Origin of the sequence: Acinetobacter higginsii (assembly GCF_000369845.1) — a bacterium.
In the GTDB taxonomy this organism is placed as follows: domain Bacteria; phylum Pseudomonadota; class Gammaproteobacteria; order Pseudomonadales; family Moraxellaceae; genus Acinetobacter; species Acinetobacter higginsii.
On sequence record NZ_KB850222.1, the window covers coordinates 154,317 to 170,589 of the forward strand.

A 16,273-nucleotide genomic window follows, 5' to 3' on the forward strand; every position below is an offset into this window, starting at 1 on the left:
AACAGAATGTTATTGATTCTGTTCAATTGACGCCATCTCCACCAAAATTCGAAAAGCCCTGCAATGAAAGTTTCAGGGCTTTTTTATGCTGAAATTTAAGCATATAAAATTTAAAGAAAATATTATTTATTACAACTGGCTAGAGTTTAAAAATAATAGCCAATATTAACGTTGACTTGATTTTCCCATTGATTACTTCCACCTGCAGCAAGACTCTGTCCATAACTACTACCACCGATATAAGGATTATTTTTTCCAAATAACCATTCCGCAGCAATATAAACATTCTTCTTGTAGGTAAATGCAGAACCCAGTACGAGTTGCTCTGAATCTAGAAATACCTTTTTTGCTTTATCGTATCGGCTGTAATTCAAATACACATTGAAATCATTCATATCTTTTACATTAAATTCTGGAATCTTATAGTTGAGATCTAAGCTGTAGAGCATGCCTTTATTGGCGACATTAAAAGTTCCATCATAAGAACCAAAAGTTGTCTGATCATAGGGGGTATCAATCTGATTGAATATGCTGACAAATTTAAGCCCTAGACGATCCTTATTTAACCCATAATGCAGTGCGTAGACGCCACGATGACCCTCTTTATCCTCTGTTTTTTTGACTTTAACTGAGCATAGTATGCAGAAATCCCATAGTTTGCTGACCAACTGTCATTGTTTTGAGTATAGTTGTATTGCAAGGCAACGGCATCTTGCTCTTTATAGTGCGTGCCATTCTCTAGATTTTCATCGGCAGGAATAAGCTGATTAGAATAATATGCTCCTTGGCTTGTCCCTTTGCCTTTCCTGGGATTGGCAGCGTAGTAAGCAGCATAGATCTCATGATTGTCTTTTTTATAATTATATTTTGCACCTAAGCGATATAAGTCTTCAATTCCTGCGATATAAGCCATCGACTCAATGACTGTACTGGTGTAATAGGGCTGAAAACCAATTGGAACCTGATTTAAACCGACTTGAATGGATTGCTGGGGATTTACTGCATACTCAAGATAGGCTTTTTTAGTGAAGTTAACATCACCAATATGATTTGTATAATCATAAGGATACGCACCACCTAAAACACGATGCTCGATGTGACCTGAGAGTTGGTCATAATAAAAATCGAGCTTTACGATAGCTGTATCAAAACTTAACTTACGGATATCTCGGTCAGGATCGTAATCTAAGCGCATACGAACAGCTCCGCCAAGGTCTACACGATTTTGGGAGACTTGCTTGGCATCCATTGTTTCATCGGCAGAACTTGCAGCACTGAAAAACATGCCTACATTGAACAAAATAATGGCTGAAATGGTCTGTGATTGAAATGTTTGAGTCGATACAGTACGTCTCATCAAGGATGAGTTATTTAAAAAATTTTGCATATTTTGTCCTTAAATTATTTTGATCTGCCTTCCAGCGGCAAGATGTATTCCCTCGAGAAATCGAGTGTTTTAAATTGGTATTCTGAGTACCAAGAAAGCGATCCCGATCAAATCCTGTTTAATCGGGAGGAAATGACAACTTATTCGACAGGCTTGTCGTAGAAAAAGGTTTTAATAATTGAGAGTAGTTGCAGCATAAAGATAAACAGGACACAGAAGCCGCCGCAAACGGCTAAATATTTAATCCCATCAATGCCTTGGCCACCGCCACCAAAGGCACTCATGATGATGGCAATTGAACCAATGAGAACACCCCAGATAATACGCTGATAGGATGGGGCTTCTTCACCAATCGGAACATTCTTGCTACACATACCTGCGATTGTGGTCGTGATACTGTTTGCCGCAACGGCGGAAGAAAACAGGGTTAAAACCAGAATCAGCGGTACGATGACGATACCTAATTTAAATGGAAGATGCTGTAAGAACGCCCATAGGCCAGACACTGCACCGTTATCCTTAATGATTTGGACTAAATCCAATACACCGCTTTGCTGTAAATAAAGCGATGTGCCTCCCCAAACTGAAAACCAGACGAGGGCAAAGCAAGAAGGCATAATCCAGTTCACGATAATGAACTCTTTTAAGGTACGACCATATGCGATCAGCGCCAAGAACATTCCCATCAATGGTGCATAAGCCACCCAAACCGCCCAGTCAAACAACGTCCACCATTGGGTTAAGGCTGGACCACCAATATCAATTGGATCTAGACCCCAAAGGAAGAAATTATCCAGCCAAATTGCCATACCCGCAGTAGATGATCTCAGGATGTAAAAGGTTGGGCCAGTAAGGAATAACAAAATCAGCAAGAAATATAAAACTTTTGATTTAATACTCGCTAGAATTTTAAAGCCTTTGTCTAAACCTAAATAAGATGAGAAGGTGAATAAGAAGGTGGTTAATGCACCTAACAGTACCCATAAAATCGTAGTGGCGTGATAGCCATAAGCGACTTTTAAACCCGTGACCACGACAGTCAAACCCGTACCTAGGCCTGATGCTAAGCTGAGAACAATTGCCATGGTTGCAAGCACATCAATGATATCTGCAATAATCCGATTCTGTGCGTATTTTCCGAGTAGAGGTTCCAAAGTTGCTGCAACAGATAAGCCTTTTTTCTTGTTGTAATATATATAAGCAGCAATTAAACCAGAGAGGGTATACATGGAGTAGGGGATAAAGCCCCAATTGTAAAAGACACGGCCCAAACTCCAAATCGCAGCACTATGTGTCAATGGTTCTACCCCAACTTGGTTCAGCTCCCCGTAGACATTACCAAAATAGATAATCGGTTCGTTCACACCATAGGTAATTAAACCTGTCGCAACACCACTGCTGAGTGCCATGGCAAACCATCGACCAAAACTGGTGCTTGCCTTGGCGTCTTTTCCACCGATACGGATATGTCCGTATCGGGATACCAATAAAATTCCGACCAAGATGAGCGAAATCATGGAGACCCATTGATATAACCAACCAAAGTTTTGCAGAGACCAGTTAAAGAAATCTTTGGTTAGATTAATTAATGATTCGCTATGTGAAATGCCTAAGACAACAGCGGAAGACATTAATAAAAATAAGGGAACAAAGACACCCCAGCGTACGGTTTTTACCTGTTTCGAAACACCTTCCATATACTCATCCTTATGTATTCGGTGGGAATAAGCTCATGATCTGCCACGTGTACATCCATGTGGCGTTTGTTTTTTGTTCGGAATAAACATTACATGCTTTAGCATGTATATACAACCAATGTTTGTATTTTAACCCCATGTTTTTTAATGAGATTAAAAGAATATAGTCGAGTGAAATTTTATCCATGTTAATTGAATAACTGGATATTGATGAAATGAGTTTTGATCTTAAAACTAAGATTGAAAATAGAGTAAAAAATACTTTTAAATTAATAGAGTCTAAAAGTAATGATGATTTAATCTAACTTTTCAATTTTATCTTCAATGATGTTTAAAAGCGTACCATCGTGAATCATTCCTTTGATTTCATTGATAAAGCTATAGAGATAAGTATCTTGGTCTGAGATTTTGATACGTTGCTCTAATGCATAGATAATTGCCTGCATCGCGGGACTTCGTTTCTTATCTTTTGCTAGAAATTGATGTGCGTAATATCCAGATAACAGCTCAATGGCCAGAATGTATTCTAGTTTGTCGGCAATGGATATTGCCTTTTTTGCGGCATTATAGCCCATTGCCACATAGTCTTCTTGATTGCCACAAGTCGGGGTATTATCAATGGTTGCAGGGTGGGATAAGATGCGCATGTCATTTAAAAGCGCAGCTTGTGTATATTGTGGAATCATGAGTCCTGAGTTCAATCCAGGCTGTCGGATCAGGAAATAAGAAAACCCAGATAAGCTGCCGTCAATCAAACGATTATTCCTGCGCTCAGACATTTTGGCTAAATTTGTGGCCGCAATTGCTGCTGTATCCATCGCCAAACCCACATAAGATGAGTCTGGATTACAAGCTGAAATGATTTCTTGCTGATTTTGATCATGCCAAACGATAGGATTATCGCAACATGAGTTCATTTCAATTTCAATCGTGATCAGTGCATCATTCAGAACTTTCTTTGCAGCACCATGCAGTTGTGGGATACATCTGAGTGAGAGTGCATCTTGTAATTTGGTTGGATGTTTAAGTAGGGCTAGTTCCGAATCTTTTAGTAATCGTCGAATATTCGATGCTGTTTTTGCCTGCTCAGGATGAGGGCGAACCTTCATTACGCGTTCATCAAATGCAATGAGGATTCCTTCAAGTGATTCAAGACTGAGAGCTGCAATAATATCCGCAGACTTGGCTGCATTTTGCAGATCATATAAAGCTAAACTGGCAAGAGCAGTAGTCGAGGTGGTTCCTGAGATTAAGGCTAAGCCTTCTTTTGCTTGCAACTGTAGTGGTGGGATATTTTCCGCAGCGAAGACGTCTTGGGTTGCACGTAATTCTCCTTGGTAGTAAAGCTGACCACGTCCCGTGAGTGTCAGTGCTAAATGAGCTTCTGGTGCCAAGTAACCAACCGAGCCTTCTCGAGGCATCCAAGGAATTAAATTTAGATTTAAAAATTGACGAATTCTCTCGAGTACTTCAAAACGTACACCGCTATAACCTTGACCTAGGTTTTGTAGAATCATCAGCATACAGGCACGTGCCTGTTCTTCGTTTAATGGTTCACCAACGGAAACGGCATGAGATAAAATTAAATTTTCTTGTAATTCTGCGGTTTGTTGTTGCGAGATTTTTTCTGAACATAGGGCACCAAAACCTGTGGTAATCCCGTACATCGGTTCATCACTTGACATCATATCTTCAAGAACGGCCCGTGATTTTTTTACCCGAGCAACATAGTGTTCTGAGAATTCAAGTTGAGATTTAAAGCGCGCAATCTGAATAAAGGTCTCTATATCAATTTTGTGGCCTAATTGAATGGTCATCGTTTCATCCTGATACGTTGCTTTCATGTTTGAAAACAGATGCATTTCTTTTTGATGTTACTCAAGAAAAGCATTTCCTTCGCTCTTCACTATAGGAAGGTTTTATTTCCTACGCTGGTGCATAAAACACAGTTTCTTTATATACCTACTTTGATCTCGGCATTGTTGCTCTACAGCACATGCACCTTTTCCATAAAATTCAGAAAAGAATGATTAAGATGTGTTTACTTGTATATACATATGTATACTAAATTGAGTCTGAGTTGAAAACAAATTTTTAAAATTATTTTATATCTTTTTGATTTCGTAAGTTAAATTTTATAACTGTGCTTTATTTATGGTTCTTTGTAAAGTGGAAGTGATTGTTTGGAAGGATTGTTCACATGGTTGCTGTGCTTAGAAAGCAAGAAGGGGTATTGAAATAAAGGGGCTAGATTTGGACTTTTAAATTGGTTAGCTTTCTTGGAGTTGATAAGATAGGTATTGCTCTTGGATTGAGCATATTAATAGAGATATTTTAAATATGAATAATCATGGTATTGCATTAGTAAATATTTAATAAAATAGAGTCATAGCTCATGTAATAATGGTTTTACTGAAACCTTTTAACAAAATTTTTTAATGGGGGAAATATGGTGCATGGTAAAAGCGTTAAATTATTTTTGGTCGACAGTACACCAAATGGAATTCTAACGGCTGAAATCATTAATTGGACGGGCCATGTACTATCTGCACCTCGAAGTAAACTAGCTGAATTAATTCAGCGAGAGGAATGTGCAAGAACAGGGGTATATTTTCTGATCGGATATGATCCTGAAAATCCATTTTATCCAAAAGTTTATATTGGTGAGTCGGATGAAGTGGGTAATCGGCTAAAACAGCATAATCGTACAGAGGAAAGTGGTGGGAAAGACTTTTGGGAAAGAGTGTGCTTAGTAACTAGTAAAGATCAAAATTTAACTAAAGCCCATATCAAATATCTTGAATGCCGTTTGATGGATCTTGCTAAAAAAAATGGACAATGTCTGTTAGAAAATAGCACGTCACATATTTATAAGCGCTTGCCTGAATCTGATATTGCAGATATGGAGTTCTTCTTAGATCAACTAAAAATTGTTTTACCTGTATTGGGTTTCGACTTCTTAAAAGACTTAAAAAGACCAAGCTATGAAGAACAGACAAATGATTTAGCAGAAGTTTTTCCCTCTAAAATTACAACTTTTTCTATATCCAGTCGTGAATTGGATGCTAAAGCACAGGAAATAGATGGGGAGTTTTATGTTTTAAAAGGTTCACAAGTAAAGCAATTTTCTAACTCCACTTTTAACTACACGAAATTACGTGATGCATTGATCGAAAAGAAAGTTATTGATCCTGTAAATTTTACCTTTAGCCAAGATTATATGTTTAATAGCCCATCAGCGGCGTCTGGGGTGATACAAGGTAGATCATCTAATGGGAGAAAGGAGTGGCGAGAATCCGAAACAGGTCTGACCTATGCTGAATGGCAACAAAAACAGGTGGATAGTGTGTAATTGAAATTGTATTTATGACGACATATTTGGGATTAGAGTAAATTTGAAACCCCTAATGTACTATAGATTAAGAATTTTCTGCATTTAATAAAGTAGATAGCATGGTGAGGTTATAAAAATATAAGTTTATTTTGAGATGCTAAAAAGTTTAAATCTGGAGTGAATCAGGTAGTTGATAGAGGGTTTTAGCCATACACTCAAAACTAGACATTCGGATCCGGTCTGGAATAAGGATTTTAGCCTATTGGTTAATGGTTTGAATCATCAGGGTGAAAAATAATCAGCTATTTGCTTCTGATTTAGATATGATTCTTGCAATATTTGGTTTGATATACTTGGTCAGTCATGGCAATTAAAAAAACAGAACTCTATTCTTCACTTTGGGCAAGCTGCGATGAACTACGTGGTGGTATGGATGCGAGTCAGTACAAAGATTATGTACTTACAATGCTGTTTTTGAAGTATATTTCAGATCGTTTTAGTAATGATGCTTTTGCCATTATCGAAATTCCAGAAGATGCAACATTCGATAAAATTAGCGAGTTGAAAGGCAATAAGGAAATTGGCGACAAGCTTAATATTATTATTCGCAAAATTGCTGAAGCGAATAATCTGCGTGGTGTAATTGATGTTGCCGACTTTAACGATGAGGATAAGCTAGGGAAAGGCAAAGATATGATTGACCGGTTAACCAAGTTAATCGGTCTTTTCGAAGGCTTAAACTTAGCTGATAACCGTGCTGATGGCGATGATTTATTGGGTGATGCCTACGAATATTTAATGCGTCACTTTGCAACGGAGTCAGGTAAATCTAAAGGCCAATTCTATACACCTGCTGAAGTATCACGTGTAGTCGCAAAAATTGTAGGTATTAAAAAAGATACACCTAAAAACTCCACCGTTTATGACCCAACTTGCGGTTCAGGTTCACTTTTATTAAAAGCATCTGATGAAGCACAAAGAGGCTTAACCATATACGGTCAAGAAATGGATAATGCGACATCTGCATTGGCACGTATGAACATGATTCTGCATGGTGATGTTGGTGAAGGTGCTAAAATCACTCAAGGCAATACATTATCTTCACCTGAGTACAAAGATGAAGCAGGTCAGCTCATGACCTTTGATTTTGCTGTTGCCAATCCTCCATTTTCAAGTAAAAACTGGACGAATGGTTTAACACCAAATAGTGATGAATTTGATCGCTTTGTGTGGGGTGTGCCACCAGAGAAAAATGGTGACTTTGCCTTTTTACTACATATTTTAAAAAGCTTAAAAAGTACAGGTAAAGCTGCGGTCATTTTGCCACACGGGGTTTTATTCCGTGGTAATGCTGAAGCACGAATCCGTGAAAACCTAATCAAGCAAGGCTACATTAAAGGTATTATTGGTCTGCCTGCAAACTTGTTCTATGGTACAGGTATTCCAGCATCGATTATTGTGATTGATAAAGCTGCGGCTAAACCTATTCAGTTTAATGAAGAAGGTGAAGTGCTTGATGGTCAAAGCATCTTTATGATTGATGCCAGCAAAGGTTTTGTCAAAGATGGCAATAAAAACCGCCTGCGTCATCAGGATATCCATAAAATTGTCGATGTATTTACCAAAGAATTAGTACTTGAGGGTTATAGCCGTAAAGTCGATATTCATGCCATTGTTACCAATGAATACAACTTAAATATTCCTCGCTATATTGATTCTAGTGAAGCAGAAGACTTACATGATTTAAGTGCACATCTGAAAGGTGGTATTCCAAAGCGTGATATTGATGCGCTGCAAAACTATTGGGATGTTTTACCGAATGTTCGCGCCAGCTTATTTGAAAAAGACCGTGAAGGCTATGGTCGTTGTTTAGTCGCTGCCAATGAAGTGAAGAGGACCATTTTAGAGCATGCCGAATTTAAGACCTTTGCAGTTGAAAGTTTAAAGCCATTTACGCAGTGGTTTGAACGTAGTGCATTTAAGGCGATTGCAAAAGATCAAAAGCCAAAAGATATCATGCTACGTGTCAGCGAAGACTTACTGCAAAGCTATGCTGATGTGAAGTTGTTGTCTAAATATGACATCTACCAAATCTTTATGGAATATTGGGATGAGGTATTGCAGGACGATATTTTCGTGATTACGCAAGATGGTTGGGAGGGTACGACACTCATCCGTGAAATTTTTAAAGTGAAAAAAGATGAAAAAAGTAAGCCTCAGTGGAAGGAAGAACACCATTTTGAATTTGATAAACGACGTTTTCGTGCCGAGACAATTCACCCTGATTTAATTATTTCTAAATTTTTCAGTGTAGAAAATGCAGCTTTAAATACTAAAAAATCTGAGTTTGATATTGCTACTCAGGAATTGGAAAGTTTTATTGAAGAATATACGAATGATGAAGGATTATTATTAGATTCCTTGAATGATAAGGATAAGATTACTTTAGCATCGTTAAAAGCTAGACTTAAAGAAACCCAAGATCCGGAAGAAATTGAGGTGATTAAGCAGGTACAAAAAATGGTGGAAAAAGAAGGTAAATTAAAGAAAGAAGTTAAAGATTTACAAGATGCCTTAGATGTTCAAGTCTTTAATAAGTACCCGACTTTAACTGAAGATGAAGTGAAAGATTTGGTCGTACAAAATAAATGGTTTGCCACTTTAAATAGCAGCATTGAAGCTGAGATTGAACGCGTTACTCAGCAATTGGCAAATCGTGTAAAAGAGCTTAATGAGCGTTATGTAGAGCCATTACCGCAAATTACCCAAAATGTTGAAGCTTTAAGTGTGAAAGTGGCTGAGCATTTAAAAGCAATGGGTTTGGAGTGGTAATGATGAATCAGGACAATTTAGCATCCATAGAAAATCAGATGATACCAGAAGGTTACAAGAAAACTGACCTAGGACTTATTCCTGACGATTGGACGATTAAATCTTTTGAACAAGTTACTTCAAAAATTGGTGATGGAATTCATTCAACACCGATCTATAGTTCTACAGGTGAATATTACTTTATTAATGGAAATAATTTAGTTGCTGGTAGTGTTCTTATAGATGGAGAGACAAAGAAAATTTCGTCCAAAGAATTTAGAAAATATAAACAGATTTTAAGTGGAAAGACAATTCTATTATCAATTAATGGAACAATAGGTAATAGAGCTTTCTACAATGCAGAACCTGTATTGTTAGGAAAAAGTGCAGCTTTCCTTAATATTAATAGTGAATGTAGTGTTCCGTATATCTACTACGTATTAGGGAGTAAGAGAACTTTAGATCAATTTAATGATGGATTGACTGGGTCAACAATTAAAAACCTAGGCTTAGGGACTATTCGCAATACCTTAATACCGATGCCAATTTTAGCTGAACAGGAAAAAATCGCTACAGCTTTATCTGATACTGATGCCTTAATTTCTGAACTAGAAAAACTCATTGAGAAAAAACAAGCGATTAAAAATGCAACCATGCAACAGCTTTTAACAGGTAAAACTCGTTTGCCTGAATTTACTTTACGTGAAGATGGTACGCCTAAAGCTTATAAAGACAGTGAGTTAGGTCAGATTCCTGAGGATTGGACTATCAAGAAGTTAAGTGATCTTGCAACAGTTAAGACAGGCGGAACACCCTCAACTGTTAATAATTTGTATTGGAACGGAGGTTATCTATGGTGCACTCCTACTGATATCACGGCTTTAAAAGGAAGTAAATATCTTACAGGTACTTCAAGAACATTATCTAAATTAGGAATAGAAAATTCATCAGCAGAAGTATTACCAATAGATACGATAGTTATGTCATCACGAGCTACTATTGGTGAGTGCGCTATTTTGAAAAAACAAGCCTCGACTAACCAAGGATTTAAAAACTTTATCTGTTTCGAAGATACAAGTAATGAGTATATTTACTATTTATTAACAACCCTTAAACAAGATTTTATAGGTTTATGTAGCGGTAGTACTTTTTTAGAAATAAGTACAACTCAAGTCAGAAATTTTAAAGTTAAAATCCCTAGATTTGATGAACAATTAGCAATTTCAGAAGTGTTATCTAACATAGATACCGAAATTGCTCAACTTAATTTTAAACTAGCAAAAGTTAAAAATATTAAGCTAGGGATGATACAAGAGCTTTTAACAGGTAAAACACGTTTAGTTTAAATACGTTTAAAAAAAATTGGGGGTAAATATGAAAATTGATGCACAAGTAAAATCGATTGAAAAATTAAAGGACTATTTTTTTATCGTACCTGACTATCAACGTGAATACGTATGGAAAGCAGATGATCAGGTCGAGCAGTTTTTAACAGATATTGATAATGAATATGATGAAAATGCTGAGCAACAAGAAAGTTATTTCATTGGTTCAATTATCATTGTTAAAAACAAGAATAAGTACGATGTGATTGATGGTCAGCAACGTCTGACTACCATTACACTCACCTTGTGTGCAATCAGAGATTTACTTTCAAATCAAGATTTGACCGAATTACAAAAGAATCATTTAAGTACGGTAAATAACTTACTGTATAGCTTTGATTTGGATACTGAAAAGCACCTACTTCGCCTTGAGTTACAGTATGATGAAAGTAAGAACTTTTTAGATACTCTGATTCTTAATGAAAAATACGAAGGTGAAAACACCGCATCCATTCAAAAAATGCGCGCAGCGTATGATCAGATTTATGACTATCTCGAAACTATTTTACAAAAAGGGGTACCCGCTTTAACAAAATTTGCGCGTTATTTCATGAGTAAAATTGATTTGGTGCTGATCGAATCTGAAGATGTTGGTAGTGCACTGAAAATTTTTGAAACCATTAACCAGCGTGGTGCAAGCCTAAATGCTATGGATTTGGTAAAAAACTTATTATTTAGCCAAGCCAATGAAAACCAGTTTAGTATAATTAAAGAAACATGGAAAAAAATTAATGCAGCGTTACAACGCTGTGGTGAAGATGAAAATCCATTACGTTTCCTACGTTATTTTATGATGGCACGTTACCATAACGGGATATTACGTGAAGACGATATCTATAAATGGATTATATCGAATGCTGGTAAAGCAATTTTAAATTATGAAACTCAGCCCATTGCTCTTGTTCAAGAAATTGAATTTATGGCACAGCGTTATGCCGATTTAGTCAATGCAACAAAGATGCTTAGAGATGGAAGTGAATATCCTAATGTAACCAATATTGGTTTCTTGAATAAATATAAATCTAGGCAACATTTAGTCATGTTGTTGGCCTTATCAAAGAGTGCGGATAAGACAACAATTAATTATTTGGCTAAACAAATAGAAAGTTTTTACTTTGTTACCAATACAGTGGGTGTTTTAGGTAAAAGTAACGAACATTCATTTGCAAATTGGGTGGTTTCATTTCGTGAAAAATCAACGATTGAAGAAATTAAACTTGCAGTTGAAAAAACAATTGTACCTTACGTGTTGGAGCGGCTAGAAAATCTACAATTTAAGTTTTTAAATATTCGTCATGATGCCTATAACCCTCAGTACCGTCAGCGTTTTATCTTGGGGCAAATCGAAAACCAAGCTCGAATTCTTGTAGGTTGGTCTACTTTCAACTTCAAACAAATTTATAGTTTGGAAATTGAGCATATTTTTCCTCAAACGCCTAAAGACAATATTTTGCCAGATGAATTTGTTGACAAAGCAGATTACAACAATACCATCTATAAGTTAGGTAATGTCACATTATTAGAAAGTGTGATTAATCAGGCCATAAGCAAAATGAATGACTTAACGACGAATTGGTTTGAGCAAAAGCAACAAGAATATGTAAAATCTAATGTACTGACAGTGAACTTAATCAATCACGAATATAATATTGGAAAAAACACAGCTATTAGTCGCTTTAAAGAAGAGAAATCTTATATTTTTAATACTTGGACAAAGCAAACTATTATAGATCGCCAAAAAATTATGTTGGATTTAGCGCTTGATGTTTGGCGTATTAATGATCAGAGGTTGGATCAGTACCAGTTTTTAGTTAAACAAAAAGATATAGCTTAATCAATAAATTGAAATTAGGTAATAGAAATGAGTCGAGTCGGACAACTTGAACGAATTACACAAAATCGTGTTATTCAGTTATTTAAGAATGACCTAGGATATCGCTATTTAGGGGATTTGCATGATCAGAATAATAAAAATATTCGTGAGGAGGATCTAAAAAAATGGTTGAAAGGGCGAGGTGTGCATGATGTACTTATTCAAAAAGCATTTCGCCGATTAGATGCTGCATCCGCTTTGGGTGAAGGTAGAAAGCTCTATTATGCTAATAAAGATGTGTATGAGTTGCTGCGCTATGGTGTTAAAGATAGAGAAGGAGCAGGGGAGCAGAAGCAAACGGTTTGGCTTATTGATTGGCAAAACCCTGAAGCGAATGATTTTGCTGTAGCAGAAGAAGTTTCTGTGCAGGGAGAATATAAAAAGCGGCCAGATGTCGTCCTCTATGTAAATGGTATTGCATTGGGTGTAATTGAGCTTAAACGTTCGACAGTAAATTTAACTGAAGGTATTCGTCAGAATTTGGATAATCAAAAAAAAGATTTTATCCGTGATTTCTTTACCACAATGCAATTAGTCATGGCCGGTAATGATACACAAGGCTTACGTTACGGAACTATCGAAACACCAGAAAAATATTATTTGGAATGGAAAGAGGAAACAGAAACCCCTCATCTGCATAACTTAGATTTTCATTTAAGTCGAATCTGTAATAAACAACGTTTCTTACAACTTATACATGACTTTATTGTCTATGATGCAGGGATTAAAAAAACTTGTCGTCATAATCAGTTTTTCGGTGTTGAGGCTGCAAAACAGCGTATTGAGAATAGAGAAGGCGGTATTATTTGGCATACTCAAGGTTCTGGAAAAAGTTTAACCATGGTGTGGCTAGCCAAATGGATTAGAGAGAATATACCTTATAGCCGTGTTTTAATTGTCACTGACCGTACTGAGCTTGATGAGCAGATTGAAAAAGTATTTAGTGGTGTTGACGAAAAGATATACCGTACGAGTAGTGGTGCTGATCTTATCCATACTTTGAATACTATTAATCCATCGCTTATTTGTTCTTTAATACACAAATTTGGTCGTAATGTTGATAATGAAGACGGAGATGAGAAAGCTTCTACTGAATTTATTGAAGACATGAAAAAAGCAGTCCCTCATAACTTTAAAGCCAAAGGAGATTTATTTGTTTTTGTAGATGAATGTCATCGGACACAGTCTGGAAAGTTACATGAGGCAATGAAGTTGATTTTACCTGAAGCTATGTTTATTGGCTTTACAGGGACACCTTTAATGAAAAAGGATAAGAAAAAATCAATTGAAGTCTTTGGCTCTTATATTCATACCTATAAATTTAATGAAGCGGTAAAAGATGGCGTTATATTGGATATTTGTTATGAAGCACGAGATATAGATCAACGTATTACGTCACAGAAAAAAGTAGATGAGTGGTTTGAAGCAAGTACAAGAAATTTATCCCCGCTTGGTAAAACTTTACTTAAACAGAAGTGGGGTACAATGCAGAAAGTACTCTCTAGTAAATCACGACAAGAACAAATCGTTGCCGACATCTTAATGGATATGAATACTCGTCCACGTTTAATGGATGGTCGTGGGAATGCAATGTTCGTCTGTTCTAGTATTTATCAGGCATGTACAGCATATAAATTTTTTAATGAGACAGATTTAAAGGGCAAAGTTGCAATTGTTACAAGTTACCAACCTACAGCGACAAGTATTAAAGGCGAAGAAACAGGTGCAGGACTGACTGAAAAGTTGACCAAATATAATATTTATCGCCAAATGCTTGCTGACTATTTTGAAAAACCATTGGAGCACGCTGGGCACTTAGCTGAAGAGTTCGAAAAACAAGTTAAAAAGAAATTTATTGATGAACCTGGTCAAATGCGTCTATTGATTGTAGTTGATAAATTATTAACAGGATTTGATGCCCCTTCAGCTACGTATCTTTATGTTGATAAATCTATGGCAGATCACAACTTGTTCCAAGCAATTTGTCGAGTAAACCGATTAGATTCAGATGATAAAGAATATGGATATATTATTGACTATAAAGACTTATTTAAATCGATTGATAAGACAATCAAAGACTATACCTCTGAGGCTTTGGATGGATATGATAAAGCGGATGTAGAGGGGTTGTTAAAGGATCGAATTAAATCTGCTCGTCAAGATTTAGATATTGCGCTGGAAGTGGTCAAAGCGTTATGTGAACCAGTGCCAGCACCAAGACAGAGTCAAGATTTTCAACATTATTTTTGTGGGGAATCTGGGCTGAATTCAGAAGAGATAAAAGAAAAAGAGTCATTACGTTTAGCATTTTATAAAGCTGTTAATAAACTCTTACGTAGCTATGCAAATATTGCAAATGAATTAACACAAGCGGGTTATTCTGAGCAAGATACCAGAGGTATAGAGGCAGATGTTAAATTTTTTGAAAATTTAAGTAAAGAAATCAAGGCTCACAGCGGTGATGCTGTAGACATGAAAGTATACGAACCTGCAATGCGTCAGTTATTGGATATGTATATCCAAGCTGAAAGCAGCGAAGAAGTTATTAAGTTTGAAGAGTTTGGTTTAATCGACTTAATTCTGAAAGGGGATGACGACTTTAAAGGTATACCTGAAAATATCAGGAAAAATCCTGAATCAATGGCTGAAGCAATTGAGAATAACATCCGCAAAAAAATTGTAGAGGAAAATCCTGTTAACCCTATTTATTATGATCAAATGTCGGTTTTATTGAATGAGATTATTGAACTAAGGCGTAAGAATGCTATTGAATACAAAGAGTTTCTACAAAAAGTTCGTGAATTAGCCAGAAAAGTTACTCAGCCTACTGAGCGAAAAGACTACCCTAAAGATATTGATACACCAGGCAAACAGGCTTTATACGATAACTTTGGAAAAGATATTGAATTAACAAAGAAAATTGATTTAGCAATTCAATCTAATAAATTAGCTGCTTGGGTAGGAGATGATGCAAAGGAGAAAATCTTACTAAGAGGGTTGAGCCGAGCATTGGGTATCATCGATAAAAATGTTCTAATAGAGTTTTTAAAGCTTGCCCAAATGCATCAGGAATATCATTGATCTCAAACTTAAAAGTTGGTTCAATTAATATTGAAATACATCGTAAGGATGTAAAAAATTTAAATATTACTGTGCATCCTCCTATGGGGGATGTACGGGTTTCCGTCCCTTTAAATATGTCAGAAACAGCTTTACGAATGGCTGTAATTGCACGTTTAGCGTGGATTAAAAAACAGCAAAATGATTTTACGAATCAAAGAAGACAATCTAAACGTGAGATGATTAGTGGGGAAAGCCATTATTTATGGGGGAAACATTATAGGATTAACATCATCGAACAATATGGAAAACACTACATTGAAACAAATGGTCAGTGGTTAAATTTATACGTAAGCCCAAGTGCCACAATAGAAAATAGAAGAAAAGTTATCGAAGGTTTTTATCGTATAGAGCTTAAGAAAGCAATTGATACGCTTTTAATAAAATGGCAACTAAGATTAGATGTAAAAGTAAAAGCTTACGGTATTCGCAAAATGAAAACAAAATGGGGAAGTTGTAATACTGATGCTTCTAGAACTTTGTTTAATTTAGAGTTGGCTAAAAAACCGTATGAATGTCTTGAATATATCGTCGTTCATGAATTGATACATTTGTTGGTGAGGACACATAATGATGAGTTTAAAGCTTTTATGGATCATCAATTACCAGATTGGAAGCAGAGAAAAGCTTTGTTGAAAGACCAGCCTTTGACAGATATTTGAATTT

10 protein-coding genes are annotated in these 16,273 nt (G+C 36.2%); 6 read left to right on the forward strand and 4 right to left on the reverse strand.

The window, feature by feature from the left end; translation table 11 throughout:
* Positions 1–146 precede the first annotated feature (146 nt).
* The 4 genes from F885_RS20355 to F885_RS04625 all read right to left on the reverse strand — a co-directional run bounded on the left by F885_RS20355 (position 147) and on the right by F885_RS04625 (position 4,901).
* Positions 147–395 carry a hypothetical protein gene (locus F885_RS20355; RefSeq protein ID WP_157412004.1) on the reverse strand — a complete coding sequence of 83 codons (249 nt, stop codon included), beginning with the start codon at positions 393–395 and terminating at the stop codon, positions 147–149.
* Between the two features lie 167 nt (positions 396–562).
* Positions 563–1,387 carry a hypothetical protein gene (locus F885_RS20360; protein WP_005321570.1) on the reverse strand — a complete coding sequence of 275 codons (825 nt, stop codon included), beginning with the start codon at positions 1,385–1,387 and terminating at the stop codon, positions 563–565.
* A gap of 140 nt (positions 1,388–1,527) precedes the next feature.
* Positions 1,528–3,084, reverse strand: a complete 1,557-nt coding sequence (locus tag F885_RS04630) for a BCCT family transporter (RefSeq protein WP_005321572.1) — start codon at positions 3,082–3,084, stop codon at positions 1,528–1,530.
* Between the two features lie 296 nt (positions 3,085–3,380).
* Complete coding sequence (locus tag F885_RS04625) at positions 3,381–4,901, reverse strand: HAL/PAL/TAL family ammonia-lyase (RefSeq protein ID WP_005321576.1); 1,521 nt, start codon at positions 4,899–4,901, stop codon at positions 3,381–3,383.
* 632 nt (positions 4,902–5,533) lie between these two features.
* Here F885_RS04625 and F885_RS04620 point away from each other — a divergent pair.
* The 6 genes from F885_RS04620 (at position 5,534) to F885_RS04595 (ending at position 16,269) form a co-directional block, all read left to right on the forward strand.
* Positions 5,534–6,436 (forward strand): GIY-YIG nuclease family protein, encoded by a 903-nt coding sequence (locus tag F885_RS04620; RefSeq protein WP_005321579.1) that lies wholly within the window; start codon positions 5,534–5,536, stop codon positions 6,434–6,436.
* 345 nt (positions 6,437–6,781) lie between these two features.
* The gene (locus F885_RS04615) at positions 6,782–9,250 is read left to right on the forward strand and encodes a type I restriction-modification system subunit M (protein WP_005321581.1); all 2,469 of its coding nucleotides are present in this window, start codon (positions 6,782–6,784) and stop codon (positions 9,248–9,250) included.
* Positions 9,250–10,575, forward strand: coding sequence for a restriction endonuclease subunit S (locus tag F885_RS04610; protein WP_005321583.1), 1,326 nt, complete (start codon positions 9,250–9,252; stop codon positions 10,573–10,575). The genes F885_RS04615 and F885_RS04610 overlap by 1 nt, the downstream gene beginning before the upstream one ends.
* A 28-nt stretch (positions 10,576–10,603) precedes the next feature.
* Positions 10,604–12,448 (forward strand): DUF262 domain-containing protein, encoded by a 1,845-nt coding sequence (locus tag F885_RS04605; RefSeq protein WP_005321584.1) that lies wholly within the window; start codon positions 10,604–10,606, stop codon positions 12,446–12,448.
* A gap of 27 nt (positions 12,449–12,475) precedes the next feature.
* On the forward strand, positions 12,476–15,568 hold the full coding sequence (locus tag F885_RS04600) for a type I restriction endonuclease subunit R (protein ID WP_005321588.1): 3,093 nt from the start codon (positions 12,476–12,478) through the stop codon (positions 15,566–15,568).
* A complete protein-coding gene (locus tag F885_RS04595; RefSeq protein WP_005321590.1) occupies positions 15,565–16,269 on the forward strand; it encodes a M48 family metallopeptidase in 705 nt (234 codons plus the stop codon). Before F885_RS04600 ends, F885_RS04595 begins: the two co-directional genes overlap by 4 nt.
* The last annotated feature ends 4 nt before the right edge of the window (positions 16,270–16,273 follow it).

Coding starts and splice junctions, on each gene's coding strand:
- F885_RS20355 (WP_157412004.1), bottom strand. CDS start 395: ATGAATGATTTCAATGTGTATTTGAATTACAGCCGATACGATAAAGCA.
- F885_RS20360 (WP_005321570.1), bottom strand. CDS start 1,387: ATGCAAAATTTTTTAAATAACTCATCCTTGATGAGACGTACTGTATCG.
- F885_RS04630 (WP_005321572.1), bottom strand. CDS start 3,084: ATGGAAGGTGTTTCGAAACAGGTAAAAACCGTACGCTGGGGTGTCTTT.
- F885_RS04625 (WP_005321576.1), bottom strand. CDS start 4,901: ATGACCATTCAATTAGGCCACAAAATTGATATAGAGACCTTTATTCAG.
- F885_RS04620 (WP_005321579.1), top strand. CDS start 5,534: ATGGTGCATGGTAAAAGCGTTAAATTATTTTTGGTCGACAGTACACCA.
- F885_RS04615 (WP_005321581.1), top strand. CDS start 6,782: ATGGCAATTAAAAAAACAGAACTCTATTCTTCACTTTGGGCAAGCTGC.
- F885_RS04610 (WP_005321583.1), top strand. CDS start 9,250: ATGATGAATCAGGACAATTTAGCATCCATAGAAAATCAGATGATACCA.
- F885_RS04605 (WP_005321584.1), top strand. CDS start 10,604: ATGAAAATTGATGCACAAGTAAAATCGATTGAAAAATTAAAGGACTAT.
- F885_RS04600 (WP_005321588.1), top strand. CDS start 12,476: ATGAGTCGAGTCGGACAACTTGAACGAATTACACAAAATCGTGTTATT.